23 protein-coding genes and 2 tRNA genes are annotated in these 24,560 nt (G+C 56.1%); 15 read left to right on the plus strand and 10 right to left on the minus strand.

Annotated features, from left to right (window positions below; genetic code table 11):
- Nucleotides 1-2: 2 nt before the first annotated feature.
- Entirely contained in the window at nucleotides 3-1,085 is a 1,083-nt protein-coding gene (gene prfA / locus PHACT_RS05435; protein WP_070116260.1) for a peptide chain release factor 1, read from the minus strand.
- A 3-nt stretch (nucleotides 1,086-1,088) separates the two neighbouring features.
- Nucleotides 1,089-2,429, minus strand: coding sequence for a glutamyl-tRNA reductase (hemA, locus tag PHACT_RS05440; RefSeq protein ID WP_070116261.1), 1,341 nt, complete (start codon nucleotides 2,427-2,429; stop codon nucleotides 1,089-1,091).
- A 215-nt stretch (nucleotides 2,430-2,644) separates the two neighbouring features.
- On the opposite strand from hemA, the gene PHACT_RS05445 reads away from it, so the two are divergent.
- The 12 genes from PHACT_RS05445 to PHACT_RS05500 all read left to right on the plus strand — a co-directional run bounded on the left by PHACT_RS05445 (nucleotide 2,645) and on the right by PHACT_RS05500 (nucleotide 14,168).
- Nucleotides 2,645-4,417, plus strand: a complete 1,773-nt coding sequence (locus PHACT_RS05445; RefSeq protein ID WP_070116262.1) for a tetratricopeptide repeat protein — start codon at nucleotides 2,645-2,647, stop codon at nucleotides 4,415-4,417.
- Nucleotides 4,414-5,064 carry a lipoprotein insertase outer membrane protein LolB gene (lolB, locus tag PHACT_RS05450; RefSeq protein WP_070116263.1) on the plus strand — a complete coding sequence of 217 codons (651 nt, stop codon included), beginning with the start codon at nucleotides 4,414-4,416 and terminating at the stop codon, nucleotides 5,062-5,064. Before PHACT_RS05445 ends, lolB begins: the two co-directional genes overlap by 4 nt.
- Before the next feature lie 2 nt (nucleotides 5,065-5,066).
- Nucleotides 5,067-5,936, plus strand: a complete 870-nt coding sequence (gene ispE / locus PHACT_RS05455; RefSeq protein WP_070116264.1) for a 4-(cytidine 5'-diphospho)-2-C-methyl-D-erythritol kinase — start codon at nucleotides 5,067-5,069, stop codon at nucleotides 5,934-5,936.
- A 36-nt stretch (nucleotides 5,937-5,972) separates the two neighbouring features.
- Nucleotides 5,973-6,048 (plus strand) — tRNA-Gln (locus PHACT_RS05460).
- A gap of 209 nt (nucleotides 6,049-6,257) precedes the next feature.
- On the plus strand, nucleotides 6,258-7,214 hold the full coding sequence (locus PHACT_RS05465; protein ID WP_245730599.1) for a ribose-phosphate pyrophosphokinase: 957 nt from the start codon (nucleotides 6,258-6,260) through the stop codon (nucleotides 7,212-7,214).
- Between the two features lie 142 nt (nucleotides 7,215-7,356).
- Nucleotides 7,357-8,004, plus strand: a complete 648-nt coding sequence (locus tag PHACT_RS05470) for a 50S ribosomal protein L25/general stress protein Ctc (protein WP_070116265.1) — start codon at nucleotides 7,357-7,359, stop codon at nucleotides 8,002-8,004.
- A gap of 12 nt (nucleotides 8,005-8,016) precedes the next feature.
- Nucleotides 8,017-8,619 (plus strand): aminoacyl-tRNA hydrolase, encoded by a 603-nt coding sequence (gene pth, locus PHACT_RS05475; RefSeq protein ID WP_070116266.1) that lies wholly within the window; start codon nucleotides 8,017-8,019, stop codon nucleotides 8,617-8,619.
- Between the two features lie 45 nt (nucleotides 8,620-8,664).
- Nucleotides 8,665-9,756, plus strand: coding sequence for a redox-regulated ATPase YchF (ychF, locus tag PHACT_RS05480; protein WP_070116267.1), 1,092 nt, complete (start codon nucleotides 8,665-8,667; stop codon nucleotides 9,754-9,756).
- 167 nt (nucleotides 9,757-9,923) lie between these two features.
- Nucleotides 9,924-12,047, plus strand: a complete 2,124-nt coding sequence (locus tag PHACT_RS05485) for a TonB-dependent receptor (protein WP_070116268.1) — start codon at nucleotides 9,924-9,926, stop codon at nucleotides 12,045-12,047.
- Nucleotides 12,047-13,156: a PepSY-associated TM helix domain-containing protein gene (locus PHACT_RS05490; RefSeq protein ID WP_070116269.1), complete on the plus strand. Its 1,110-nt coding sequence runs from the start codon at nucleotides 12,047-12,049 to the stop codon at nucleotides 13,154-13,156. Before PHACT_RS05485 ends, PHACT_RS05490 begins: the two co-directional genes overlap by 1 nt.
- Before the next feature lie 40 nt (nucleotides 13,157-13,196).
- A tRNA-Met gene (locus tag PHACT_RS05495) sits at nucleotides 13,197-13,273 on the plus strand.
- Between the two features lie 154 nt (nucleotides 13,274-13,427).
- Nucleotides 13,428-14,168, plus strand: a complete 741-nt coding sequence (locus tag PHACT_RS05500; RefSeq protein ID WP_070118174.1) for a VC0807 family protein — start codon at nucleotides 13,428-13,430, stop codon at nucleotides 14,166-14,168.
- Here PHACT_RS05500 and PHACT_RS05505 read toward each other — a convergent pair.
- The 4 genes from PHACT_RS05505 to PHACT_RS05520 all read right to left on the minus strand — a co-directional run bounded on the left by PHACT_RS05505 (nucleotide 14,165) and on the right by PHACT_RS05520 (nucleotide 19,113).
- A complete protein-coding gene (locus PHACT_RS05505; protein ID WP_070116270.1) occupies nucleotides 14,165-15,226 on the minus strand; it encodes an ABC transporter ATP-binding protein in 1,062 nt (353 codons plus the stop codon). The two genes, PHACT_RS05500 and PHACT_RS05505, sit on opposite strands and share 4 nt — an antisense overlap.
- The gene (locus PHACT_RS05510) at nucleotides 15,210-16,850 is read right to left on the minus strand and encodes an ABC transporter permease (RefSeq protein WP_070118175.1); all 1,641 of its coding nucleotides are present in this window, start codon (nucleotides 16,848-16,850) and stop codon (nucleotides 15,210-15,212) included. Before PHACT_RS05510 ends, PHACT_RS05505 begins: the two co-directional genes overlap by 17 nt.
- Nucleotides 16,851-16,899: 49 nt before the next feature.
- Complete coding sequence (locus PHACT_RS05515) at nucleotides 16,900-17,883, minus strand: Fe(3+) ABC transporter substrate-binding protein (protein ID WP_245730602.1); 984 nt, start codon at nucleotides 17,881-17,883, stop codon at nucleotides 16,900-16,902.
- Nucleotides 17,884-18,069: 186 nt separating this feature from the next.
- Nucleotides 18,070-19,113 carry a hypothetical protein gene (locus PHACT_RS05520; RefSeq protein WP_070116272.1) on the minus strand — a complete coding sequence of 348 codons (1,044 nt, stop codon included), beginning with the start codon at nucleotides 19,111-19,113 and terminating at the stop codon, nucleotides 18,070-18,072.
- Nucleotides 19,114-19,370: 257 nt separating this feature from the next.
- Here PHACT_RS05520 and PHACT_RS05525 point away from each other — a divergent pair, with 257 nt between their 5' ends.
- From PHACT_RS05525 to PHACT_RS05535, 3 genes are read left to right on the plus strand one after another with little or no spacing between them, the layout of a single operon-like run.
- Entirely contained in the window at nucleotides 19,371-19,889 is a 519-nt protein-coding gene (locus PHACT_RS05525) for a hypothetical protein (RefSeq protein WP_070116273.1), read from the plus strand.
- Complete coding sequence (locus tag PHACT_RS05530) at nucleotides 19,889-20,596, plus strand: HupE/UreJ family protein (protein WP_070116274.1); 708 nt, start codon at nucleotides 19,889-19,891, stop codon at nucleotides 20,594-20,596. Before PHACT_RS05525 ends, PHACT_RS05530 begins: the two co-directional genes overlap by 1 nt.
- A gap of 40 nt (nucleotides 20,597-20,636) precedes the next feature.
- Nucleotides 20,637-21,191 carry a hypothetical protein gene (locus tag PHACT_RS05535; protein ID WP_070116275.1) on the plus strand — a complete coding sequence of 185 codons (555 nt, stop codon included), beginning with the start codon at nucleotides 20,637-20,639 and terminating at the stop codon, nucleotides 21,189-21,191.
- Between the two features lie 141 nt (nucleotides 21,192-21,332).
- On the opposite strand, the gene PHACT_RS05540 is transcribed toward PHACT_RS05535, so the two are convergent.
- The 4 genes from PHACT_RS05540 to PHACT_RS05555 all read right to left on the minus strand — a co-directional run bounded on the left by PHACT_RS05540 (nucleotide 21,333) and on the right by PHACT_RS05555 (nucleotide 24,516).
- Nucleotides 21,333-21,779, minus strand: coding sequence for a DUF6152 family protein (locus tag PHACT_RS05540; protein ID WP_070116276.1), 447 nt, complete (start codon nucleotides 21,777-21,779; stop codon nucleotides 21,333-21,335).
- Between the two features lie 174 nt (nucleotides 21,780-21,953).
- The gene (locus PHACT_RS05545; protein WP_245730604.1) at nucleotides 21,954-22,889 is read right to left on the minus strand and encodes a hypothetical protein; all 936 of its coding nucleotides are present in this window, start codon (nucleotides 22,887-22,889) and stop codon (nucleotides 21,954-21,956) included.
- Between the two features lie 85 nt (nucleotides 22,890-22,974).
- Nucleotides 22,975-23,661 carry a 2OG-Fe(II) oxygenase gene (locus PHACT_RS05550; protein WP_070116277.1) on the minus strand — a complete coding sequence of 229 codons (687 nt, stop codon included), beginning with the start codon at nucleotides 23,659-23,661 and terminating at the stop codon, nucleotides 22,975-22,977.
- On the minus strand, nucleotides 23,662-24,516 hold the full coding sequence (locus tag PHACT_RS05555) for a hypothetical protein (RefSeq protein ID WP_070116278.1): 855 nt from the start codon (nucleotides 24,514-24,516) through the stop codon (nucleotides 23,662-23,664).
- Nucleotides 24,517-24,560: the final 44 nt, after the last annotated feature.

Genomic DNA, 24,560 nt, shown 5'->3' on the forward strand with positions numbered 1-24,560 from the left:
GCTCACGCGGCCAGCTCGGCAAGCAGATCGGCCTGGTATTCATGCACCAGTGGCTGGATAACCACATCCAGCTGCCCTTCCACGACCTCGGCCAGTTTGTACAAGGTCAGGTTGATGCGATGATCGGTGACACGCCCTTGAGGAAAATTATAGGTCCGGATTCGCTCCGAACGATCACCGGAGCCAACCAGCAGGCGCCGTGCATCTGATTGCTGTTTGTCAGCCGCCTGCTGTGCCATGTCATTAAGGCGCGCGCTAAGCAGGGACATGGCACGCGCCCTGTTCTTGTGCTGCGAGCGCTCATCCTGGCATTCCACCACCATACCCGTGGGCAGGTGAGTGATACGAATTGCGGAATCGGTTTTATTGACGTGCTGACCACCGGCGCCACTGGCCCGGAAGGTGTCGATACGCAGATCGCCTTTGTTCAGCTCAATCTCTTCCAGCTCATCGGCCGCCGGCAGAATCGCCACGGTACAGGCAGAGGTATGAATACGCCCCTGAGTTTCTGTCTCGGGCACACGCTGAACCCGGTGTGCGCCTGACTCAAATTTCAGCTGACCGTAGACCTGCCTGCCTTCAATGCGGCAGATAACTTCCTTGAAACCGCCATGTTCGCCAGCGCGCTGGCTGATGATTTCCATCTGCCAGCCCTTGAGTTCGGCATAACGTGCATACATCCGGTGCAGGTCACCTGCGAACAGCGCAGCCTCATCGCCGCCAGTGCCAGCACGAATCTCCAGAAACACATTCATGCTGTCTTTTTCGTCCTTGGGCAGCAGCAGTTTCTGCAGGCTCAGCTCCAGTGTTTCAATAGCCTGGCGCAACTGTTTACATTCTTCGTCGGCCATCTCGCGAATATCGGGGTCTGCGTCACGCTGCATTTCCTGCGCCTGCACAAGCCCGGTCTGCGCTTCAAGGTAGGTTTCAAACTCACGCACGACTGGTTCGATGTCGGCAAATTCACGCGACAGGGCACGAAAGCGATCCTGGTCGGCGATGGTTTCGGCGTCACTGAGCAGGGCCTGCAGCTCCTGGCAGCGTTCGGCCAGGTGTTCCAGTTTTTGATAGATTGATGCTTTCATGATTTATTCACCCAACTCATACAGTTCCTGCGTCAGGCGAACCAGATCTTCACGGCCCTCGGCACTGGCCTTCTTCATTTGCACACTGGGTGAATGAATCAGCTTATTGGTGATACTGCGCGCCAGTGCTTCCAACACCTGCTCTGCCGGCATGCCCTTTTCCAGCGCCTTTAGCGCTTTCTCCAGTTCCAGCTGACGCGTTTGGTCCGCCTTCTCGCGAAATGCGCGCAGCGTCGCCACCGCGCTCAGCGCGCGCAATTGACGCAGATACTCATCGACGCCGCGCTCGATAATGGCACTTGCCTGCTCGGCGGCCAGCGCGCGGCTTTTGACATTGTCCTCAATCACATCACGGATATCATCGACACTGTACAGATAGGCATCACTGATCTGGCCGACTTCCGGCTCGATATCCCGCGGCACCGCCAGGTCCACCAATAACATGGGTTTGTGGCGACGTTTTTTGATGGCACGCTCAACCGCGCCCTTGCCCAGCAGTGGTAACTGACTGTTGGTCGAGGACACCACAATATCGGCCTGTTCAAGCTCATCCGGTATATCCGACAACAACACTCCGCGCGCGCCAAACTTGTCACCCAGCTTGACCGCGTTCTGCAGGGTACGATTGGCCACGACGATACTGCGCACGCCCCGGTCGGTCAGGTGCCGGGCGACCAGTTCGATGGTGTGGCCGGCGCCAATCAGCAGCGCGTGCAGACTGCCCAGGTCCGAGAATATCTGCTCCGCCAGCGTGACCGCGGCATATGCCACTGATACCGGGTTTTCGCCGATCGCAGTATCGGTGCGTACCTCTTTGGCAATGGAGAAAGCTTCCTGGAACGCTCGCGACAGCTCAGCTTTGGCGACGCCCAGCTCTTTGGCAACGGCATAGGCGGATTTGATCTGACCCAGAATCTGCGGCTCACCCAGCACCATCGAATCCAGTCCGCAGGCAACACGCATCAGATGGCGAATGACATCATCGCGCCAGTGAAAATAACTGCAGGCACTCAAGTCAGCAGCGTCAACACCGTGATAATGACTCAGCCAGAGCAACAGTTTTTGCTGCTCAAGCACCAGACGCGCCGGGTCGACACCGGCATCGCCAACAACCTGATTGCTGTCGCTTGCCATCAGCGCAGCGTCCGCCACAGGTCCACCCAGGTCGATATCAACGTACAACTCAGTACGGTTGCAGGTGGAAACAATCACCGCTTCCCGGACATGCTCCAGGGCAGTCACGCGCTGCATCGCATCGGCCATTTTTTCCGGCGGAAACGCAACCTGCTCCCGTAAGGAAACATTGGCGGTATTGTGATTGATGCCGAGCAGAACCAGCGCCATAGAGAGCCTTGCTGAAAAAATGCGCTATCTTACTAAAAGTTGGGGTCGTTTTCCTGCTTTTAACACAAACCATTATCCGGTCTGGCATGAACACTCACAAAAACAGGACTGTATTATGCGCGCGGGCCGGTCACAATTGTAGTCCTGCCGTGTGGTCTTGCCACAGTACAGTTGTTACAATCGATCAGCGCCCTGGTGGGCCAAGACCTGGAATTATGATTAAACTTCAACATTTTCTGTTACTTCTCAGCCTATCTGCGCTGGGCGCCTGCTCGGCGTTGCAACCCACTGCCGATGTGGACGCGACCGATTCAGCACCCGTTCTCGCGCAGCCTGACCCCCAACCGGTTGAGTCTGATCAAGCCGAACCGGACGCGGAAGAAGACATCGCTTACGGCAATTTCACCCGGGATCAACTGGAAACAGCCCTGCTCAGTGAATTTGGCGGTATGCGCGGCTACCTGCCGCAGGCGGCAGAGAACTACTACGAACTGGCACTGGAAACTGGCGATACCGGCATTATCCGCCGCGCCGTCGAATTTGCCTCGGCTACCGGCAACAATGATGCTTTGCTGGAGCTGGCAACGCTGTGGCTGCAACACGAGCCCGATGCACTGGACCCCCACCTGATCGTTGGTTACGAATTTCTGGAGCAGGCGTTGTATATGCGTGCCCTGCCGCACTTTAACCAGGTGCTGAACCTGGGAGGCAATGTTGACTTCACTGCGATGTCTGCACGCACCTATGACCTCGACGACAGGCAGCGCGATGTTATCGCCACTGAACTGGAAAGCATGCGTGAACAGCATTCGGACGAAGCCACCCTGTACTATGCGCTGGCCCAGATCTACGATCAGAGCGGCGATACCGCCGCTGGCCGAGCTATGCTGGAGACAGCCACTGAACGCTTTGGCGACAATCCGCGCACAGCATTGCTGGAGGCACAGCTGTTGCAGAATGCCGGTCAGGCCGGCGCCGCTGAAACCCTGCTCGGTGAAGCCGTCGCCCGGTACCCCAGGCACCGCCTGCTGCGCTACAGCTACGCTCAATTACTGGTGCAGAACGACAAGCTACGCGACGCTGCCGTGCACTTCACCGAGCTGCTGCGCCTGACCCCGGGCGACATGGAAACCCTGTATTCGCTGACGTTGATCAATCTCGAGCTGGAGGAATACGACATCGCTCTGGAGCAGCTGCGCACCTTGCTGAGCGCAGGCCACCGCGTCAATGAAGCACATTTCTACCTGGCCGTTATTTTTGAATCACGCGACCAGCTTGCCGATGCCCTACACCATTATCAGCAGATCGGTCCGCGCTCGAACGCCTTCCTCTCCGCCCAGCGCCAGATTATGCGGCTGTTTGTGGCGATGGAGCGCTTTGATGATGCCACCCGCTGGCGCCAGCAACGCAGCATCAGCACGCCGGAGCTGGGGCCAATTTTGCCCGCACTGGAAGCCGAAGCGCTGGTCAATGCCGGTTATTCAGAGCGGGCCTCGGTCGCACTGGATGCCGCGCTGACACAATATCCGGATAATATCGACCTGCTCTTTGCGCGGGCGCTGCTGAGCGAACAACAGGACAACCTGCCCAAGGCAGAGCAGGATCTGCGGCATATAATCCAGCTGTCGCCGGACAACGCTCGCGCGCTCAACCACCTGGGTTATGCTCTGGCCGTGCGCACCGATCGTTATCAGGAAGCGCTGGAATTGATACAGCGCGCCATCGACATAACACCGGACGACCCCGCCATCATCGACAGCCTGGGCTGGGTTCAGTACAAACTCGGCCGCCTGGATGCTGCCCTGACCAATCTGAGAGCAGCCTACTCGGCGTTCCCCGACGCCGAAGTGGCTGCTCACCTCGGAGAGGTACTGTGGGCAATGGGGGAGCAGAATGAAGCGCTTGAAGTCTGGCAGGAGGCACTGACCAAGCAGCCGGACAGCACACATGTGCAGGAGACCATGGAACGCCTGGTGCCCGCGCAATGAACCGGTTTCGTCAACCAGCCACGTTATTGCCCCACCCTGCCGCCTGGGCGTCTATCACCCTGACGTTGATGCTGGCCGCCTGCACCGGCACGCCGCGCATCGATGCACCGGTCAACACCGAATGGGAACAGCGTCGCCAGGTACTGCAGGATATATCGCACTGGGAATTCATTGGCAGCCTGAACGTGCGCGATGCCAGTGACGCACACAGTTCACGCATCCGCTGGCAACAGCAGGACGAAACCTATCAGATCAACCTGTGGGGCACCTTTAACGTGGGCGCGACACAGATTGATGGTCGCCCCGGCGAGGTGCAGATCGTGCAACAGGGTGAGGACCCGGTCTTTACCGAATCACCAGAAACGCTACTATATCAAGAGCTTGGCTATGAATTGCCGGTGACTGAACTGAATCACTGGATCAAGGGCATACCCGCGCCCGGCCCCAGCAGCAACCTGGTGTTCGGCGAGAGCAACCAGTTGCGGTCTTTTCAGCAGATCGGCTGGCAGGTCAGTTACATGGCGTACACCAATTTCGGACTGGAAACCTTGCCCACCCGCATCCGGATCGAAAAAGCCCCCCTGCGCCTGGACCTGACGCGGCTGCGCTGGACACTGCCTGACCTTCAGGCTGGCGCGGGCAATTGACCATGGCCAACGCTCTGACCCTCCTTGCGCCAGCCAAGCTGAACCTGTTCCTGCATATTACCGGGCGCCGTGACGACGGTTATCACAACCTGCAAACTCTGTTTCAACTGCTCGACTACGGCGATTCACTGCATTTCAGCCAGCGCGATGATGAACAGCTGCACTTCAGCTGCACTCAAACCGAACTGGAGAACGATGACAACCTGGTCATGCGCGCCGCCCGGCTGCTACAGCAGACCCTGACGCAACTGGCGTCAACAATGCCGGCCGGCGCCAACATCCATCTGGATAAACGCATTCCGGCGGGCGCCGGGCTGGGCGGCGGCAGTTCGGATGCCGCCACCACGCTGGTGGCACTGAACCGGCTCTGGCAGGGTGGCCTGTCCGCGCACGACCTCGCCAGCCTGGGCCTGAAGCTGGGCGCCGATGTTCCGGTGTTTGTCATGGGCCACTCTGCCTGGGCCGAGGGTATTGGCGAAAAACTGGAACCAATTGAGTTGGATAAGCAATTTTTTGTGGTGCTGACACCTGCCTGCCATGTCGCCACGGCAACGATTTTTTCGCATCAGCAATTGACACGGGACTCAACACCCATCAAAATGTGCGCCTTTCTGGCAGGGCAGTCCCGAAATGACTGCGAAACACTGGTCAGAAACCTGTATCCGGCGGTGGATGCCGCGCTTACCTGGTTGTCAGGATTCGCGCCAGCCCGCATGACCGGCACCGGTTCCAGTGTATTTGCCGCGTTCTCCGATGAGGCGCAGGCCAGAACGGTATTGAAGCAGTTGCCAGTCGGGATCGACGGGCCACTTGCCGGGATCAGTGGTTTTGTTGCCCAGGGGGTTAACAGATCAGCCCTCAGCGAGCTTTGATACCGACTGAAAATAGCTTAGAATAACGATGTTTTTTGGGGTGTCGCCAAGTTGGTAAGGCACAAGGTTTTGATCCTTGCATGCGTTGGTTCGAGTCCAGCCACCCCAGCCATATTCCAGAAGTCGGACTCTGTCCTCGCTACAATCAGGCGACTGACAGGGCCCGATTCCGGTCTGCCGGTTTGATGCAGCATCTAAGCGATCATTCAACGACCACAGCGAATGACCTGGGCGGATAAGACCATCAAACGACCACAGCAAAAACCAACCCCGAAGAAACGCTCTAACTGCGCAAACGGCAAGTCAGAAGGTAATCAATCCATGGCTAACAACCTGATGGTGTTCACCGGCAACGCCAACCCGGTACTGGCGGAAAAAATTGCCCGCTATATCGGCATTCCTCTCGGTGATGCCCAGATCGGCAAATTCAGTGACGGCGAAATCGCTGTTGAAGTCAGGGAAAATGTGCGCGGCAAAGATGTGTTTATCATCCAGTCCACTTGCGCCCCCACCAATGACAGCCTGATGGAACTATTGTTGACGGCCGATGCCATGCATCGTGCCTCGGCTAACCGGATTACCGCAGTGATTCCCTACTTTGGTTATGCCCGCCAGGATCGTCGCGTACGCTCAGCGCGTGTTGCGATCAGCGCCAAAGTTGTGGCTGACATGATTTCTGCCGTTGGCGTCAACCGTGTACTGACCGTTGACCTGCATGCCGAACAGATTCAGGGTTTTTTCAGCATTCCAGTGGACAATGTTTACGGCTCACCGGTACTGACCGATGATATCGAGCTGCAGAAATACGAAAACCTGACCGTGGTCTCACCTGACATCGGTGGTGTTGTCCGCGCACGCGCCGTGGCCAAGCAGTTGAACGTTGATCTGGCCATCATCGACAAACGTCGCCCGCAGGCCAACGAAGCACAGGTCATGCACATTATCGGTGAAGTCAAAGGCCGCACCTGCCTGATCGTTGATGACATGGTGGATACCGCCGGCACCCTGTGCAAAGCGGCGGCAGCATTGAAAGAACACGGCGCGCTCAAGGTCGTCGCTTACTGTACGCACCCGGTGCTATCCGGCAACGCGGCGGAGAATATCGCCAATTCCGAACTCGATTCACTGGTGGTTACCGACACCATCCCGCTCAGCGAAAACATCAGCAAACTGCCCAACGTACGCCAGCTCAGCATGGCGCGACTGCTTGCCGAATCCATTCGCCGGGTCAGCAACGAAGAATCCATCAGCGCCATGTTTGAAAGCGCTGAGCTTTAAGCAACAAAGCAGAAACAGGCAAAAATACGAATTTCCAACTGGAAATTTACACCGGGGTGCTGAATTGACGGTGCCCCTTTTACCGATACGTCTGTGGCGCCGGTCGCAAGCAAAACAGACGTTCTAGAACTGGAGACATAACATGTCTAATGAGTTTGATCTGAATGCAACAGCCAGAGAAGACCTGGGGAAAGGTGCGAGCCGCCGCCTGCGTCGTCTGGCTAACGAAGTCCCGGCAATCATTTATGGTGGCAGCAAAGCGCCACAGAATATTTCGATTCCGCACAAGGACATCCTGAAAGCAACGTCCAACGAAGCCTTCTTCTCGCACATCATCACGCTGCACGTGGATGGCAAGAAAGAACAGGTTGTTATCAAGGACCTGCAGCGTCACCCGGCCAAGCCGCGCATCATGCACGCTGACTTTCAGCGCGTCAGTGCCAAGCAGACCATTACCGTCAAGGTTCCGGTGCACCTGCTTAACGAAGACAAGTGCAAAGGCGTGAAACAGGGCGGCGGTAGCATCCTCAAGACCATGTCTGAAATCGAAGTCATCTGTCTGCCCAAGGATCTGCCTGAGTATCTGGAAATTGACATGGCGAACATCGATGTTGGCGACGCCGTGCATATCTCCCAGATCGACTTCCCGAAAGGCGTCAGCAGCCTGGAACTGTCACACGGCAATGACTCTGACCACGACCACGCTGTGGTAACAGTCCAGCCTCCACGTGGCGGCATGGCTGAAGACGAAGAAGACGAAGAAGCTGGCGAAGAAGCCGGCGAAGAGTGATCCCCGCCTGTTATGAGCACTGACACGCTCAAACTGATTGTGGGCCTGGGTAACCCGGGCTCACAATATCGTGGCAACCGGCACAATGTCGGCGTCTGGTTCCTGCAGGCAATCTGTCAGCAGTATCAGGCCGAGCTGCGCCCCGAAGCTCGTTTTCACGGCGAAACCGCTCGCGTCAGCATAGACGGGCACGACATCCGCCTGCTCTTCCCCACGACTTTCATGAACCGAAGCGGCCTTTCCGTCTCGGCGCTGTGTCATTATTTCGATGTTACGCCATCACAGATGCTGGTGGCTTATGATGAAATCGATTTTCCCGTTGGTACCACACGCCTGAAATCCGGCGGCGGCCACGGCGGTCATAACGGCATACGCGACATCATCAACGCCCTGGGCGGTGAACGAAATTTTTATCGTCTGCGTATTGGCGTTGGTCACCCGGGTGACAAAAACAAGGTTGCCAATTATGTGCTGAGTGATCCGGGCAAAGATGACAGCATCCAGATTCAGCATGATATCGATCAGGCGCTGCGCGTCCTGCCTATTGCGGCCAGCGGCAAGTGGAATCCGGCCATGCTGGAACTGCACAGCCAGGAAAAAACGTCAGGCGACTGACAACATGACAGACATTCGTCCATTCAGATTACAGGATACAGACACATGGGTTTCAAATGCGGCATTGTTGGCCTGCCCAACGTAGGTAAGTCCACACTGTTTAATGCCTTGACCAAAGCCGGCATCGCCGCGGAAAACTTCCCTTTCTGCACGATTGAACCAAACTCCGGCATCGTGCCCATGCCCGACCCACGACTGGACGTGCTGACAGACATCGTCAAGCCACAGAAAACCATTCCCACCAGCATGGAGTTTGTTGATATCGCCGGACTGGTTGCCGGTGCCTCCAAAGGTGAAGGCCTGGGCAACAAGTTTCTGGCCAATATCCGCGAAACCGATGCCATCGCCCATGTCGTACGCTGTTTTGAAGACAGCAATATTGTGCACGTGGCTGATGCCATCAATCCGGAAGCGGATATCGAGACCATCAACACCGAACTGGCGCTGGCTGATCTGGAAAGTGTGGAAAAAGGCATTCAACGCCTTACCCGCATCGCCAAAGGTGGCGACAAGGACGCAGTTAGACAGATTGCCCTGTTTGAACGCGTGCGTACGCACCTGGATACAGCAAAACCGGTTCGCACGCTGGGCCTGGACAAGGATGAACTGGCCGATATTTACGGACTTCACCTGCTGACGATCAAACCTACCATGTACATCGCCAACGTCGATGAAGATGGATTTGACAACAACCCCTTGCTGGATCGCGTCGCCGCGGTTGCAGAGTCCGAAGGCGCAGTACTGGTGCCTATCTGCAACAAACTGGAATCAGAAATTGCAGAACTGGCAGACGACGAAAAACTGGAATTCCTGCAGGACCTGGGCATGGACGAACCGGGCCTGGACCGTGTGATTCGTGCCGGCTATCAGTTGCTGGGACTGCAGACCTACTTCACCGCCGGCGTCAAAGAAGTCCGCGCCTGGACAATTAAAGCAGGCTCAACTGCGCCTCGTGCCGCCGCCGCCATTCATACCGATTTTGAGCGCGGGTTTATCCGCGCCGAAGTTATTGGTTATGACGATTTTGTCGCTGGCAAAGGTGAGCAGGGTGCCAAGGATGCCGGTAAATGGCGCCTGGAAGGCAAGGAATACATTGTGCACGATGGCGATGTCATTCACTTCCGCTTTAACGTCTGATCACTGACGCCTGGCTGCCGCCAGGCTCTACCGACTTCACAGGGTTCCCGACCAATACAGCGTGCTGCCATAACGCCTGAACAATTAGTGGTTGTAAATGCGAATCCTTATCATTAATATACTCACTCAAAATCATACGCCCACTACGCTATGCCGAGAGAGTACCCATGTCTGTAATCAAAGTTCCTGGCCCAAGTATCCTGACACTTGGCTGTGTCGCTGCGCTTCTTCCGCTGTCAGCCTTCTCCCAGAGTAACAACGCCAGCAGCGTGTCAGAAGAAATCATCGTCACTGCCACACGCTCGGAAAAACCATTGAGCCAGATCCCCAATACGGTCACTGTGATCGGAGAACAGGATTTGACTCAGCAGATTGGCGTCAACAACGATCTCTCGACCATTCTCGGCAATCTGATTCCCAGCTTTTCCCCCAGCCGCCAGAAAATGACCAGCGCTGGTGAGAGCCTGCGCGGACGTGATCCGCTTTACATGGTTGACGGCGTGCCGCAATCGAATCCATTACGTGACGGCTCCCGGGATGGCCATACCATCGACCCTCTGATGCTGGAACGCATTGAGGTCATTCATGGCGCCAATGCCATCCATGGCATGGGGGCGTCTGGCGGCATCATCAACATGATCACCCGCCGTCCCACAGAGCAATGGCAACACAACGTGCGCGTGGAAACCCTGGCACAACAGGAAGACCTGGGCGAAAGCCTGGGCTACGGTGCCAGTTACACACTGTCCGGCAAAACCGGCAATGTCGATGTGCTGGGCAGCGCCACGTATCGCAGCTCAGGCATCAGCTATGACGCCGACGGTGTAATTGTCGGTTTTGACAATGCCCAGGGCGACACCATGGATTCGGAAACACTTAATCTGTTTCTGAAAACCGGCTATGACTGGGATGACCAGCGTCTGGAACTGACCATCAACCGCTACGACCTGTCCGGCAATAACAACTGGACGGGTGTCGATGGTGACTACGCAAATGGCGTTCCCACCACCGCGTCCGAAACCGGTGTTCAGGGCGAACCCGTCAGCAATGAAATCACCATGTTCAGCCTGGCGTACAGCAAGGCCGACTTTTTTGGCCATAACCTGCGCCTGCAGGGTTTCGATCAATCGTTTGCCGGCACCTACGGCGGTGGCACTTTTGGCACCTTCGCTGACCCCGCCTTTGGCGGCACGGTGTTTGATCAGTCTCAGAACAACTCCGAGAAACGCGGTCTAAAACTGACACTGGCGCGCGATGATATTGCGGGTCTGCCACTGGGCATTGTATATGGCGCTGACTTTCTGAATGACAAGACCAATCAGGCCCTGATTCTGACCGGGCGCAGTTGGGTGCCGGACACCAACTACGAGAATCTGGCGTTGTTTGCCCAGCTTGAATACACCGGGATCGACAATCTGACGGTCACCGGCGGCGTCCGCCACGAAGAATCCGCGCTCGATGTGGATGATTTCACGACCCTGTTCTCATACAACGGCGGCCAATTTGTTGAAGGCGGCAGTCCTGAGTTCACCGATACATTGGGCAATATCGGCCTCACCTACCAGATCACCTCGGACTGGCGCACATTTGCCAATTATTCAGAAGGCTTCTCCATGCCTGACGTCGGCCGCGTACTGCGGGGCATCAACACGCCCGGACAGGACGTAGAGAGCTTCCTCAACCTTGAACCCATCGTCACCGAAAACACCGAGCTGGGTCTCGAGTTCGACAATCAGACCTTCTCCGCTCAGCTTAGCTACTTTGCTTCCGATTCCGACTTTGGCCAACGGCTGCAGGCCAATGCCGATGGCATCTTTAGCGTAAAACGCGAGCGCACTGAAATTGATGGCCTGGAATTCCGCAGTGAATGGACACTGTCAGCGACGGATGTGCTGGGTCTGCGTTACGCCCAGACCGACGGCGAATACGATTCCGATGGCGATGACCGTGTTGATACCGATCTGGGTGGTGCCAACATGGCTCCCGATCGCGTCAATCTGAGCTGGGAGCGCCTGTGGACGAACAATCTGAATACCCGCTTACAGATCAACGTGCTGCAGGATCGCAAATTCCGCAACGCCGCCGGCCTAAGCAGTGCGCGTTTTGCTGGCTACACAACCGTCGATCTGTTCGGCGAATATTCCACGAACATCGGGCAGTTCCGGCTTGGTATACAGAATCTGGGCAACAAGGACTATTTCACTTATTACTCACAGACACAGGGTTCTGATAGCCGAAACTTCAAGGGCATTGGTCGAAGCTTCAATCTGTCGTGGAATATGCAATTCTGATGCGCGCGATTCTGCTTCTGCTGCACAAATATACCGGGCTGTTTCTGGGGCTGCTATTGAGCATCACCGGCATCTCAGGCAGCCTGATTGTGTTTGATCGCGAGCTGGATGAAATGCTCGCCCCGGAGACTGCCAACTTTGAGCCGGCACAGTCTCTGGCCTCAATTCAGCTTGCCCTGGATAACGCCACAGCCGCAGTTGATAACGGCTCTTCCCCTACCCGCATCATGCTGGGGCGGGATCTTCAGGCGCCTCATATCGTGCGCTTTCCGGCTCCAGAAGGCTCACCCGGACCCATCGAAGCCAGTATTGATCCGGGCACAGCCCAGGTATTGGCAGTGCGAACCTGGGGCGAGTATCCGGTCACCTGGTTTTACCATCTGCACCTGTCGTTTTTAGCCGGTCCAGTGGGCGAAATAGTGGTCGGCATCATGGGCTTTTGCATGCTGTTTTTCACCATCAGCGGCATTGTCATCTGGTGGCCCAAAAACGGCCGGTGGCGCCGCGCACTGACCATCAAGCGTCATGCAGGCGCCTTCAGGCTCAATTTTGATCTGCACAAAACGGTGGGTGTTTACTTTACGCCTCTGTTCGTCATGCTGGCGCTTACAGGCATGGAAATCGTCTGGCATGATCCGGCTGAAAAGCTGGTGTCAGCGTTTCTACCGGTGACAGAAGCGGATGACGTGCGCTCGCAGGCCAGCGGTATCACACCGGTGTCCGCTGATCAGGTGGCGACGTCGGCGCAAGCCATCTTCCCGGATTCAGCAATCATGCGTATCTACCTGCCAAACGCAGACGACGCCGCCTTTGACGTGACTTTTAAGCATCCGGAAGAGCCCTGGAAGGAGTACGCCCGATCTGCTGTTCAGATCGATCAGTACAGTGGCGAAGTGCTGTCAGTGTGGGATGGGCGTGAAGCGCCAGCAGGCAATGTGTTTCTGGACTGGCTGTTTCCACTCCACAATGGCGATGCACTGGGCCAGATAGGTCGATGGCTGGTCTTTATCAGCGGTCTGCTGCCAGCCTTGCTGTTTGGCACCGGCCTCTACATGTGGTGGCGCAAACGACGGCCGGAAAAACCGCGACAGGTTAGCACAGGATCTTGACAAAGCTTTTCTAAATAGACAGAATGCGCATCCTCGCAATGGCTATGTAGCTCAGCTGGTTAGAGCACAGCATTCATAATGCTGGGGTCAGTGGTTCAAGTCCACTCATAGCTACCATATCAGGGCATCTGTCAGCGCCGCTGACGATGCCACAAAATGCCCCGACGTCATGCGCCGGGGCATTTTTTTAGAATCGCTGCGCAAATTTCCGTATACTGCAGCGTCAAGCTTTCACAGCAAGCGCTTTGACGCGACCCGGGTACCTGACGTCATGACCGACAGCCATTCTACCAATACACCACCACCCACTGACAAAACCAGCAAAGCCCCTGGCGGCTTTCTCGGCAACCTCGCCTTTAATATTCTGATTCCGGTGGTGATTCTGAGCCGGTTTAGCGGCGAGGAGAGTCTCGGCCCGACCTGGGGCATCGTCATCGCACTGCTGTTCCCGATCGCCTACGGCCTGTGGGATCTGCGCGAATCGGGCAAGATCAACCCATTCTCGGTATTGGGCGTGGTCAGTGTATTTCTGACCGGTGGCATCAGCCTGCTGGAGCTGGACCCGCAATATATTGCCATCAAGGAAGCCGCCATTCCCGCCATCATCGGCCTGGCTGTGCTGATCAGTCAGCGCACCCGCTTCCCCCTGGTCAAGACACTGATTCTCAATGCCCAGATGATCAGGGTAGACGCGTTGTATACAGCGCTGGCAGCCAAAGGCAATACTGCTGTGTTTGAACGGCGGTTGTCGCAGGCGTCACTGATCATCGCCGCGTCATTTGGACTGTCGTCAGTGCTCAATTACGTGCTGGCGCGCATCATTCTGGTCAGCCCGCCCGGCACCACCGAGTTCAATGCCGAACTGGGTCGCATGACAGCTTTGAGTTATCCCGTCATTGCCCTGCCCAGCATGATCGTGTTGCTGATTGCCATCTGGTTTGTTTTTTCCCAGATCAAACGCCTGACCGGAGACAGCCTGGAACAGTTTCTGGTGGACCAGAGTCAGGGCTAGACGCCGGTTTCCACTTCCATCGGAAATACCACCAGGTGCTCCATCTCTACCCGTATACCGATCTGCATGCCTTTGGCGTGCACATGGTGGCTGGGCACCAGGCTCAAAATCCGGGCGCCACTGTCCAGCGCCAGCGTGTACATGAACTCAGCGCCGCGAAAGGCTTTCTCCAGCACTTTTGCAGTCGCCTGACTGTCATCATCGTGAATGACATCATCAGGTCTGATCAGCACCGATACCAGCGCCCCGACCTCATGCCCCAGGCTCTGGTCCGAATGCAGCACGCCCAGCTCGGTACTCACTGACACATCGTCGATCACCGTGCCTGGCAGAAACACGCCTTCCCCGACAAAGTCGGCGACATAGGCCGTCTCGGGCTCGTGATACAGCGCAAACGCAGTGCTCCATTGCAGCAACTGCCCCGCCTTCATCACACCGATTTCATCCGCCATGGCAAATGCTTCGAGCTGATTGTGGCTGACCAGTATGGTGGTAATACCATCCTGCTTCAGCACCTCGCGGATCTCGCGAGCGATGTCTTCTCGCAACTCCACATCAAGACTGGCAAACGGCTCGTCAAGCAACAGAATCCGCGGCTTGGGCGCCATGGCGCGTGCGATCGCCACCCGCTGTTGCTGGCCGCCCGATAAACGATGGGGAAACGCCTGCAGTAATTCGCCAATACGCAGCATGTCTGCCAGTGCATTGATACGGCGCTCACGTTCGCTGGCCTTGACATGTTTCAGGCCAAACGCAATGTTCTGTTTCACGGTCAGGTGTGGAAACAGTGCATAATCCTGAAACACCATGCCCACCTGTCTCTTCTCTACTGGTACCCGGAAACCCGGCTCACTGACCCGATGCCCGGCAACACTGACACACCCGCTGGTCACGGCTTCGAAACCGGCAATTGCCCGCAACAACGTGGTCTTGCCACAACCACTGGGCCCCAACAGGCAGCCAATGTCACCCTCGTTCAGTTGCAGGTCAATGTGCTGCACGATAGGCGTGTTCTCCAGCGCCACCGAAACATTGTTTAACTCAAGTGCGTATGTCATGACCTGGCCTGGATGCGGATATCGATAGACTGATGATGATAACAGGAATGATGCCAGCCAGAACAATCATCAGCGCCGAGGCAGCAGCCTCCGTCAATCGTTCCTGGTTGGCCAGTTCATAGGTGCGAATCGCCAATGTATTAAAATTGAACGGCCGCAGAATCAAGGTAGCAGGTAACTCTTTTAAGACATCAACAAATACCAGCAGACTGGCGGTGAGCAGGCTGCCGCGCAACATGGGTATATGAATGCGGCGCAGAATCTGCCACGACCCCATGCCCATTGAGCGACCGGCATCATCCATGCTGGGCCGGATTTTACCCAGGCCGGCATCAACCGTGTTCATCGCCACTGGCAAAAAGCGCACGATGTAGGCAAAGACAACGGCTATCAGGGTGCCGCTGAAAACCAGGCCGGTCGAGATACCAAACTGCTGCAGCATCCAGGCGTCAATTGAGTTGTCGACCCAGGCGAATGGAATCAGCACACCGACCGCGATCACCGTGCCAGGAATGGCGTAACCCAGACTCAGTATGCGCACACTGCCACGCATCACCAGTACCGGTTGCAAACGTTTGGCGTAGCTGATGAACAGCCCCAGCACCAATGCAATGACCGCGGCGGTCAGTGCCAGCCGCAGGCTGTTACCCAGCAGCGTACTGAAGGCGCTGAAGTCAATCAGATTGCGGGTATCCCATGCCCAGTAGGCGAGCTGCAGAAACGGAACCAGAAAACCCAGCACAACCGGGGCGGCACAGAACACTAGCGCAAGCCATTTTCGCGCACCTAACAGCTGGATCTGGGGCAGTCGCGAATATTTGCTGCTGGTGTGGTGATAGCGGGCACGACTGCGTGACCAGTGTTCAGTCAATACCAGCACCAGGATGAACAACATCAGCACTGCCGACAGTTGCGCTGCTGCCGTACTGCTGCCCATGCCAAACCAGGTGCGGAAAATACCCGTGGTAAATGTGGACAGTCCAAAATATTGCACGGTGCCGTAGTCCGCCAGCGTCTCCATCAACACCAGCGCCAGCCCGGCAATGATGGCGGGCCGCGCCAACGGTACAGCAACACGGGTAAACGCCCGCCAGGGGCCAGCACCCAGTGTGCGCGAAACCTCCAGCACACAGACTGACTGTTCAATAAAGGCCATGCGTGACAGCAGGTAAACGTAAGGATACAAAACCAGCGCCAGCATGGTAATCGCGCCGCCCATTGAGCGAATAGGAGGGAACCAGTAGTCACCAAAACGCAGGTCAAATGTCTCGCGGATGAAGCCCTGCACCGGACCGGTCACATCGAGCATGCCCGTGTAAGTATAGGCAATGATGTAGGCGGGCATGGCCAGTGGTAGCACCAATGCCCACTCCAACAGTCGACTGCCGGGAAACCGGTTCATGGTGACCAGCCACGCCGGCGCAACGCCAAGTACCAGCACCAGTGCGCCGACACCCGTCATCAACATCAGCGACTGGCCAATGTAATCCCACAGCAAGGTGTCAGCCAGATGTGCCCAGACACCATCACTGTCGGATCCGATGGAGGAGAATACCGTGAGAACTGGCACACTCAACAATAAACAAAGGGCAATAATCGAAATTATTGCCCCGTGTTTTGTCATGGCGTCTCTGAGTGTAAACAATGCATTCAAAGCGATGTCATTCTCTGCATTATCTCCAGTCAGCTCTGTCCATCAGGCGCACAGCTTCAGCATTGTGGATACCCAGTTGTTCAAGTGCCAGCGGGTCCGCCTTGAACTCGCCCCAGGATTCCAGCGTGGCACTGACCGGAACATCAGTGCGAATCGGGTATTCGTTGTTGGCTTCAGCATACCAGGTCTGGGCTTCGTCGCTTACCATGAACTCCAGCAATTGAACGGCCTCTGCGCGGTTAGGCGCATGCTCGCTGACACCGGCACCACTGACATTGATATGCGCACCACGACCGTCCTGATTTGGCCAGAACACGTCAACGGCCTGCGCCTGCTCCAGCTGATCATCACTGGTCGCGTTCAGCATGCCGGCCAGATAATAGGTATTCACCACAGCAAGCTCGCACTGGCCGATGGCAACCGCAGCGATCTGGTCACGGTCGCCACCCTGAGGTGAACGCGCCATGTTGGAAACGAGCCCACGCGCCCACTCCTCTGTCGCCTCAACGCCATTATGGCTGACCAGTGACGCGGTCAAAGACTGGTTATAGATATTGGAGGATGAACGAATGCAGATCTTGCCGTCCCATTTCGGATCGGCCAGGTCCTCATAAGTAGACAGCTCGCCCGGGTCAACCCTGTCCTTGTCGTAAACGATGACGCGTGAGCGCAGAGACACGCTGAACCACTGATTGTCACTGTCACGATATTGTTCGGGGATACTGGACGTCAGCACGTCGGAGTCAACAGACTGCAGCAGGCCCATTTCTTTGGCCCGGTGCAATCGACCCACATCAACGGTCAGCAGGATATCAGCGGGTGAATTGGCACCTTCCAGATCCATCCGGGTGATCAACTCGTCAGCGCCACCGGTAATCAGGTTAACCGTAATACCGGTCTGCTCGGAGAACTGATCCAGAATGGGTTTGATCAGGTTTTCCTGACGCGCGGAATACACATTTACCTCAGCAGCACTGAGCACGCCGGCGGCCAGCAAACTCAAAGTCGCGACCGAGGACAAACAAACCTTTTTAAAAGATCGTGTTGCGCTACCACGACGTTGTAATCCAAACAGCATATCAACCTCCCGAAACAGAAATGTCTGAAATCCGGGATAATGATAATTGCTCTCATTTAGATTTGCAATTTATATCTTCTCAGCGCAACACATCTTTTGCAGAGCCTGAATTCATTGCCCGGCTGCGTCAGCTTCAGCCCGCCGTTCGCCCGCCAGAATGCCGGGCAAACCATAGTTGCCTTCATGGCAGGCGTACTCATACATGCGCGAGTCGCTGGCATTAAAGCTCATCTCGCCACGCCAGACCTGCGTGTAATAAACAGGGTCTTCCACTTCGAACTCATACAGGATCTGATCATCTGAATAGCGCGTAAAGCGCTCGATAACACGGCCTTCGTCAGACAGGTTGACCTGTCCCTCACCCGCCTGCTGCGGATGCAGATGTCGTGTTTCCACCACCAGCGTATCACCCTCCCACCAGCCAATGGCGTCTCCCAGCCACTGCTGCAGTTCAGGTGGCCGGCGCTCGCCATCAATCGGGATAATACGGGCATCCTGGTTCATTTCCACCTGAATCATCAGGTAGTCATCAGTCTGCACAAAGCGGTAATGATTGTTGTACAGCACATTGAGCATGGGCGGCCCGCCGGTGCCGCCAAAACCGATCAGGCAACGCTCACCCAGCGAGCGTCCCTCGGGGCCATCGTTGCTGCTGAATTTTGCGCGATATTCACGGCGCAGTTGTTGGCCCTGTTCGGAATACGGAATGCGACCATCTGCCGGTTCAGTGATCCAGGAAGTGCGATATTCACCTTTTACCAGGCCAAAGCTGCTGCCCGGATCAATCCAGAAGGCATTGTAACCACGTCCCATGCCCAGATCAGAGCCATCCAGCAGCTCACCCGCCTCAAGGTTGTCATCGGTGGCCTGCCGGACATTCTGTGGGTGGGCGGCGGTGACGGCTGCCAGCTCATCCGGGTCGATAACCAGTTCGTCGTAGCGACTGCTTCGCTGTAGCGTGGTGATAGAAGCATTCGTCCACAGACCCTGAAAATCGGGCTTGCCGGAGGGCGTTCTGGGGGGTTCATAGGATTCCTGAGCGGCAAGGGTGGGTAATGCCATGACTGAGACCGTCAGTGCCAGCACAGAAGCCAATCGAAATGCCCGGCGCACAGAGAGACTGTCGCCGCGGGTGGTTGTATAAGGAAGACGCATGGTCTCAATTCCCCTGTCATTATTGTTTAAGGAACAGCCTGCAAATTAAACCACCTGTGATCAGGAATCAAGCACGGTCGGAGCACTGCCGTAATCGTCGGAAACCGGCAATGCTGCGGCGAGTTACCGCAGTTCAGTGCCTGCACCTGTGTTGATATGCGATACTGATCGGGCTTATCATGCCCTACCATTATAGAGTCGACCTGCGCCGGACCTGACATCCTCGATCGCGATAGAACCGACCCACGGGAATCCATATGACACGCGTTAATCATCTGAAACCTTACCTGTTGCTTGGCGCCGTCGTGCTGACCGCCTGTGGTGAATCCGGCGTCGATGCGCCTGTTGCAGAAAACAGTGGGCCGGACTACAACCTGACCCTGAACATGACCGAATTTATGGCCCATGTACTGGAGCCAACGGCCGACGGCCTGTGGCGCTCAGCTGGCTGGGTGCTGGACGAAGTGGATGGTTACTACGAGCTGTATCCTACCGATGACGAAGGCTGGCAGCGTGTTGAGAATCAGGCAGCGATGATTGTCGAAGCTGGCAATGCGCTGATGCTGCCTGGTCGTGCCATGCCGCAGGCAGAATGGGCAACGTATTCTCAGGCCATGAGCACCGTGGGGCTCACCGCCATGCAGGCTGCCCGCGAGCAGGATGAGGAAGCGATATTCCAGGCCGGCGCACAACTCTACAGTGTCTGCACGGCCTGCCATCAGGCCTTCAACCCTGAAATACTGTCGCGTTTTGCGCCGGGCAGTCTGTCAGACTGATGCACATCACAAGCCCGACAAAATACGCCCTGATGATCATGATGGCCCTGCTGGCAACATTGCTGCTGGCAACCGGCGCCCACGCTCACAACATTGCTGACGGCGATGCCGCCTTTGTCGCCGGTAACGCCGGTGCCGCTGTATTCCCGTTTATCTATCTCGGCGCCAAACACATGGTGACGGGTTACGACCACCTGTTGTTTCTGGCCGGGGTCGTGTTTTTTTTGTCACGTCCCGCCCAGATCATTCAGTACGTCACCCTGTTTGCCCTGGGTCACAGCATCACGCTGATTGTGGGTGTGCTGGCTGACATTCACGCCAACGCCTACCTGATCGATGCTGTGATCGCCCTGTCGGTTGTCTACAAGGCCCTGGAGAACATGGGTGCCTTGAATGGACTGGGTCGCTGGCACCCCGACACGCGCCTGGCGGTGCTGGTGTTTGGCCTGTTCCATGGCTTTGGCCTGGCCACCAGTCTGCAAGAGCTCGAACTGCATCCCGACGGTCTCATCATCAACCTTATCAGCTTCAATATCGGCGTCGAAATTGGCCAGATCATTGGTTTATCGCTGATTGTTGCCGCTTTCAGCCTCTGGCGTCAGCACCCGAGCTTCGAGCGGACTGCATTTATCAGCAATGCCGTGCTGATGAGCGCCGGATTTATGTTGCTGATTTATCAATTGACCGCCTGGCAGCTTGCCAGCTGAGCCGCTTACAATTAAACCCGAAACGCAGGAACGTATTGTCATGGAAACAAACAAAACTAACCGCAACCTGGCCGTGGCCATCAGCGCCGCGTTCATCGCCGCGATTGCCGTGTTTGTCACTATCATTCTGCCTGCCGAGTTTGGTCGGGACCCGTTGGGCACTGGCCGCATACTGGGCCTCAGCAGCGTGTCGACCACGACGGCGGATGCCCTGAACTCACAACTGGAGTTTCACAAATCGGACGAAGTGGAGTTTATTCTTGAGCCTTTCCAGTCACTTGAGTACAAATACCTGATGGATGCAGGCAATGGTCTGGTTTTTAGCTGGCATGCTGATGGTGAGCTCTACTTTGACATGCACGCTGAGAACACAACCGTCGAAGACACCGAGGAAAGTTATGCCGAAGGTGACGCCGATCAGGCCATGGGCGTTTACGAAGCCGCATTTAACGGCATGCACGGCTGGTTCTGGGAGAACCGGGGCTTCGACACTGTCACGCTGCGACTGCAAACATCAGGATTTTATGTGCTGGCAACTGAATACAGAGGCGGCGGCAGCACTGATCGCACCCCTGCACCGGTGTTCAACGACTGAGTGCCTGCCAGCGGAATTGCAGAACAGCGCTAACCGACAAAAAAAAGCACCTGTCTGATTAATCAGACAGGTGCTTTTTTTGTTTCGCAAATTCAATCGTCGATTCCCGCCGGCTAGCCGGCGGAAAGTCGACCCGGTCTGTTACTGACCCGGATCAGCACCATCTTCCGGTGCGCCAATGCCTGAGGAACCCATGAACAGTTTGCGGCCGTCAGGGAACGTGATATCACGTCCGTTGGCGCGACAGGCTGGCGAGCACAGGCGGTCCTTACTCTGGTAACCGGTTACCACGATTTCCGTGCCGATTTCCAGTGAACGACGGTTGATGCCTCGACGCAGCAGCGTGTTGGGCGTGCCGCCCTCAGCCATCCAGGCCTGCTCACTGCCATCATCGTTGGTGTGGCGCAGATGGATCCAGGAATGGGGGTTAATCCACTCCACACGTGTAATCGGACCACGCAGTGCTACCGGCAGGTTGGCATCAAATTCGGCAGAGAACGCGTGGTGCGCGGTTGCCGGCGTTTTAACGCCCATGGCAGCAATGCCACCAACGACTGCGACAGCAGCTACAAGCAGTTTCATTTTCATAAAAATCACCCCTATTCATTTAGCTAAGCTAAGTAAAATGTTACCTCTGTAGACACCCTAAATCCAGTCCCTCGCAGGTCTGCCTGGCGCCTTTTAGCGGTCTTTTGTCTCATCATGCAGCATCAAGCCTTAACATTGCCTTAACACCGCCTTAACCCGTTAACGCCGCTCTGGTCAGAACGGCATCGTCATGTCTTCAATAGGCTCCCCTTTACGGAAGCGGCCAAACAACAATTCTTCTACAAACTCCACACATTTGAATTGGGGGAGTTCAAAATTCTCTTCCAGTCGGCGATACAGGGGCATGCTGATGGTCCACGGCTCAGTGTAGAGCTGCGGATCTTCGATTGTCGCTTCGTACTGAATGACATTCTCGTTCACCATGGTGTAACGCTCGGTGACGGTAGACTCCCAGGACCGATAGTTACCCGCCCGGTCATACCAGGTCTGATCAATCAGACCGGATACTTCCACCACGAAGGTATCACCTTCCCAGTAACCATGGGACTGGCCCATCCAGGAATCAATGGGCGCCTCGCCCGGATCTTCAAGATAGACATTACGCACAGCGCCGGCAAACGAGTAAGCAATAAAAAAGGCACTGTCACTCTGGAATACCTGGAATGGGTGCGGCAGATACGTGGCGCGCGGCACACCCGGCATGAAACACTTGATCTCGGGGTCGCGGGCCAGCCAGTTTTCGCGATTTTCATCGCGCTGCGCCAGCGCCTCCTCCTTGTAAGGAATATACCCGTCATTCGTGGTGATGACGCCCTGGCTGGCCGGGACCGCACCAATCGCGCCCATCGCCACCACTTCCGGCGCTGGCACCGGAACAAAGTCTCCGGGCACCATGGCAAAGGCTGATTTTGGTGGCGCCGGCTCCAGGTTGTTGTTGGCGTTGCTCAACACCTGCCAGATACCATTCATGTCCGGCTTGCCATCAGGCATGCGCGGAATGGAGGTGGCTGTAGGATTGCTCTGGGCCTCCGCAGTAGACGCGCTGGACGTCATTTGCGTGGAAGTTTGAGTGTTGTCTGGCGAGCAGGCCATAAAGCCTACGGCCACTGCAGCGGATAATAATTGTAGTTTTTTGAACCCGTTATGCATATTGTTTTTCACCTCCCCTAGTTATCGAATGATATAACCATTTCGATTTTTAGCTGTCAAGCGCAAAACGACAGGTAACCGATCTCTACCGAGGAGGATCGGGCCGGTCCGCGTGGCTACCGTTGACACGGAACCAGCCAGCGATGCTGTAACGGTCGCGAACCGCCGGTAACACCTCATGCGGCACCTCAGTGCTCAGGAACACGACGACGGTGCCATAGGCAGGCATGACCTTGTGCACTACCTCGGCACCTGCTTCGTCGTAGATGGCCAGTTCACCGCCATCGGCGAGCTGCCAACCCGGATTCAGGTATGTCACCAGTGACACTTCCCGCCGCGCACCGCGTTCAGTGCCATCAGGACGAAACGCATCAACATGCTTCTTATAGAAATCACCTGGCTGATAATGGGCAAAATGCGACTCAAAGGAAAACAGGCCCAGAAACAGCTCGCGATTCAGAAATCGCTGCAGACGCCCACTCCAGTCCAACCATTGCTGTTCTGCCTCAGCGGAGCCATCAATCCAGCGAATCCGGTCTCGCCGAACAAAGGGGTTGTGCACGTGATCCTGGCTGCGACCAACGCCTGCCTGCGCAAAAGCCTGCTCATCCGTCAGTCGGACCTGCTCAAACAGCGCTGCGGCCAGCTGCGGAGGCAAGGCATCAGGCACCACGCACCAGCTGCGGGCGCGCAAGCCACTGGCAATTTGTTGAAAAACTGACGATTCATATCCGGACCCATCGTCACCCGGTAGTTTGATGACCGCGCTCAATCAGTGATCTTCCTGGCTGCTTTTCATGATCTGATCCAGATAGGTACTGGTCCGGGTCAACTCGTAGCGTCTGAATTTGATCCGTGGGTGCAACTCCCGCATCCTCGAACTTAACAGGCCATGCGCGGAATGCAGCTGGGCATCAGTGATAATGCCGTTAATGTCACATTCACGAGCCAGTTTTAACAGTCGATCGAAGTTCACGATAAAATTCTCGGTATGTGTGGTGCGAATCTGGGTGCCATAAAACAAAGGCAACAGGTTTTCGCTGCGTCCGGATAAAATCAGAAAACGTCGGGAAAAAATCTCGAAGTCGCCAGTCGCAAACTGGTGCCACATCTCCATGAACTCGGCATCACTGACACTGCCATCGCCGGCCGGCCCTTTGCCTGACTGCAGCAACAGTCCGCTGATGCCGCCAAGCTGGCGTCGGGTATTGTCGGCTATCTTGAAAAAGGTTTCCTGCCGGGCATTGCGCTCATTCGCAGCCAGTGCCTCAGCCTGGCGCGCTGAAACGACATTGCTGTGATAAAGCTCACGGTTATTCTGCGCCAGAATCGTCTGTTGAATAAACAGGCCGATCACCAGCCAGAGAAATGCGAGCGGCGCAAAGGCACCTTCCAGGAAGTTGCCCATTTCATCAATTGGCAGATCCGCGAAATTGCCCCAGCCAACATTGGTGGAAATATACAGCATGCCCAGTAACAACCAGACCAGCGTGACCACCAGACCGAATAGAATCCGCCAGTCGCGGCGATCAAATCCGGTACCCATGCCAATATCATCCTCACTGTCATGTGCAGACTGCGATGACGTCTCGGCGAGCGCTTTATTGTGACTTTCTGACTTTGACATGCAACCACCCCGGTAAGGGCGGCAGAATACTTCGCTCCCGGGTT

This window comes from Pseudohongiella acticola, from assembly GCF_001758195.1.
Classification (GTDB): Bacteria; Pseudomonadota; Gammaproteobacteria; order Pseudomonadales; family Pseudohongiellaceae; genus Pseudohongiella; species Pseudohongiella acticola.

What these genes read in the sequence shown, in the direction of transcription:
- PHACT_RS05535 (WP_070116275.1), top strand. Translation starts at nt 20,637, where the DNA reads ATGGAAACAAACAAAACTAACCGCAACCTGGCCGTGGCCATCAGCGCC.
- lolB (WP_070116263.1), top strand. Translation starts at nt 4,414, where the DNA reads ATGAACCGGTTTCGTCAACCAGCCACGTTATTGCCCCACCCTGCCGCC.
- PHACT_RS05500 (WP_070118174.1), top strand. Translation starts at nt 13,428, where the DNA reads ATGACCGACAGCCATTCTACCAATACACCACCACCCACTGACAAAACC.
- PHACT_RS05505 (WP_070116270.1), bottom strand. Translation starts at nt 15,226, where the DNA reads ATGACATACGCACTTGAGTTAAACAATGTTTCGGTGGCGCTGGAGAAC.
- PHACT_RS05525 (WP_070116273.1), top strand. Translation starts at nt 19,371, where the DNA reads ATGACACGCGTTAATCATCTGAAACCTTACCTGTTGCTTGGCGCCGTC.
- pth (WP_070116266.1), top strand. Translation starts at nt 8,017, where the DNA reads ATGAGCACTGACACGCTCAAACTGATTGTGGGCCTGGGTAACCCGGGC.
- PHACT_RS05545 (WP_245730604.1), bottom strand. Translation starts at nt 22,889, where the DNA reads ATGCATAACGGGTTCAAAAAACTACAATTATTATCCGCTGCAGTGGCC.
- hemA (WP_070116261.1), bottom strand. Translation starts at nt 2,429, where the DNA reads ATGGCGCTGGTTCTGCTCGGCATCAATCACAATACCGCCAATGTTTCC.
- PHACT_RS05530 (WP_070116274.1), top strand. Translation starts at nt 19,889, where the DNA reads ATGCACATCACAAGCCCGACAAAATACGCCCTGATGATCATGATGGCC.
- ispE (WP_070116264.1), top strand. Translation starts at nt 5,067, where the DNA reads ATGGCCAACGCTCTGACCCTCCTTGCGCCAGCCAAGCTGAACCTGTTC.
- PHACT_RS05510 (WP_070118175.1), bottom strand. Translation starts at nt 16,850, where the DNA reads ATGACAAAACACGGGGCAATAATTTCGATTATTGCCCTTTGTTTATTG.
- ychF (WP_070116267.1), top strand. Translation starts at nt 8,665, where the DNA reads ATGGGTTTCAAATGCGGCATTGTTGGCCTGCCCAACGTAGGTAAGTCC.
- PHACT_RS05485 (WP_070116268.1), top strand. Translation starts at nt 9,924, where the DNA reads ATGTCTGTAATCAAAGTTCCTGGCCCAAGTATCCTGACACTTGGCTGT.
- PHACT_RS05470 (WP_070116265.1), top strand. Translation starts at nt 7,357, where the DNA reads ATGTCTAATGAGTTTGATCTGAATGCAACAGCCAGAGAAGACCTGGGG.
- PHACT_RS05490 (WP_070116269.1), top strand. Translation starts at nt 12,047, where the DNA reads ATGCGCGCGATTCTGCTTCTGCTGCACAAATATACCGGGCTGTTTCTG.
- PHACT_RS05555 (WP_070116278.1), bottom strand. Translation starts at nt 24,516, where the DNA reads ATGTCAAAGTCAGAAAGTCACAATAAAGCGCTCGCCGAGACGTCATCG.
- PHACT_RS05540 (WP_070116276.1), bottom strand. Translation starts at nt 21,779, where the DNA reads ATGAAAATGAAACTGCTTGTAGCTGCTGTCGCAGTCGTTGGTGGCATT.
- PHACT_RS05520 (WP_070116272.1), bottom strand. Translation starts at nt 19,113, where the DNA reads ATGCGTCTTCCTTATACAACCACCCGCGGCGACAGTCTCTCTGTGCGC.
- prfA (WP_070116260.1), bottom strand. Translation starts at nt 1,085, where the DNA reads ATGAAAGCATCAATCTATCAAAAACTGGAACACCTGGCCGAACGCTGC.
- PHACT_RS05465 (WP_245730599.1), top strand. Translation starts at nt 6,258, where the DNA reads ATGGCTAACAACCTGATGGTGTTCACCGGCAACGCCAACCCGGTACTG.
- PHACT_RS05445 (WP_070116262.1), top strand. Translation starts at nt 2,645, where the DNA reads ATGATTAAACTTCAACATTTTCTGTTACTTCTCAGCCTATCTGCGCTG.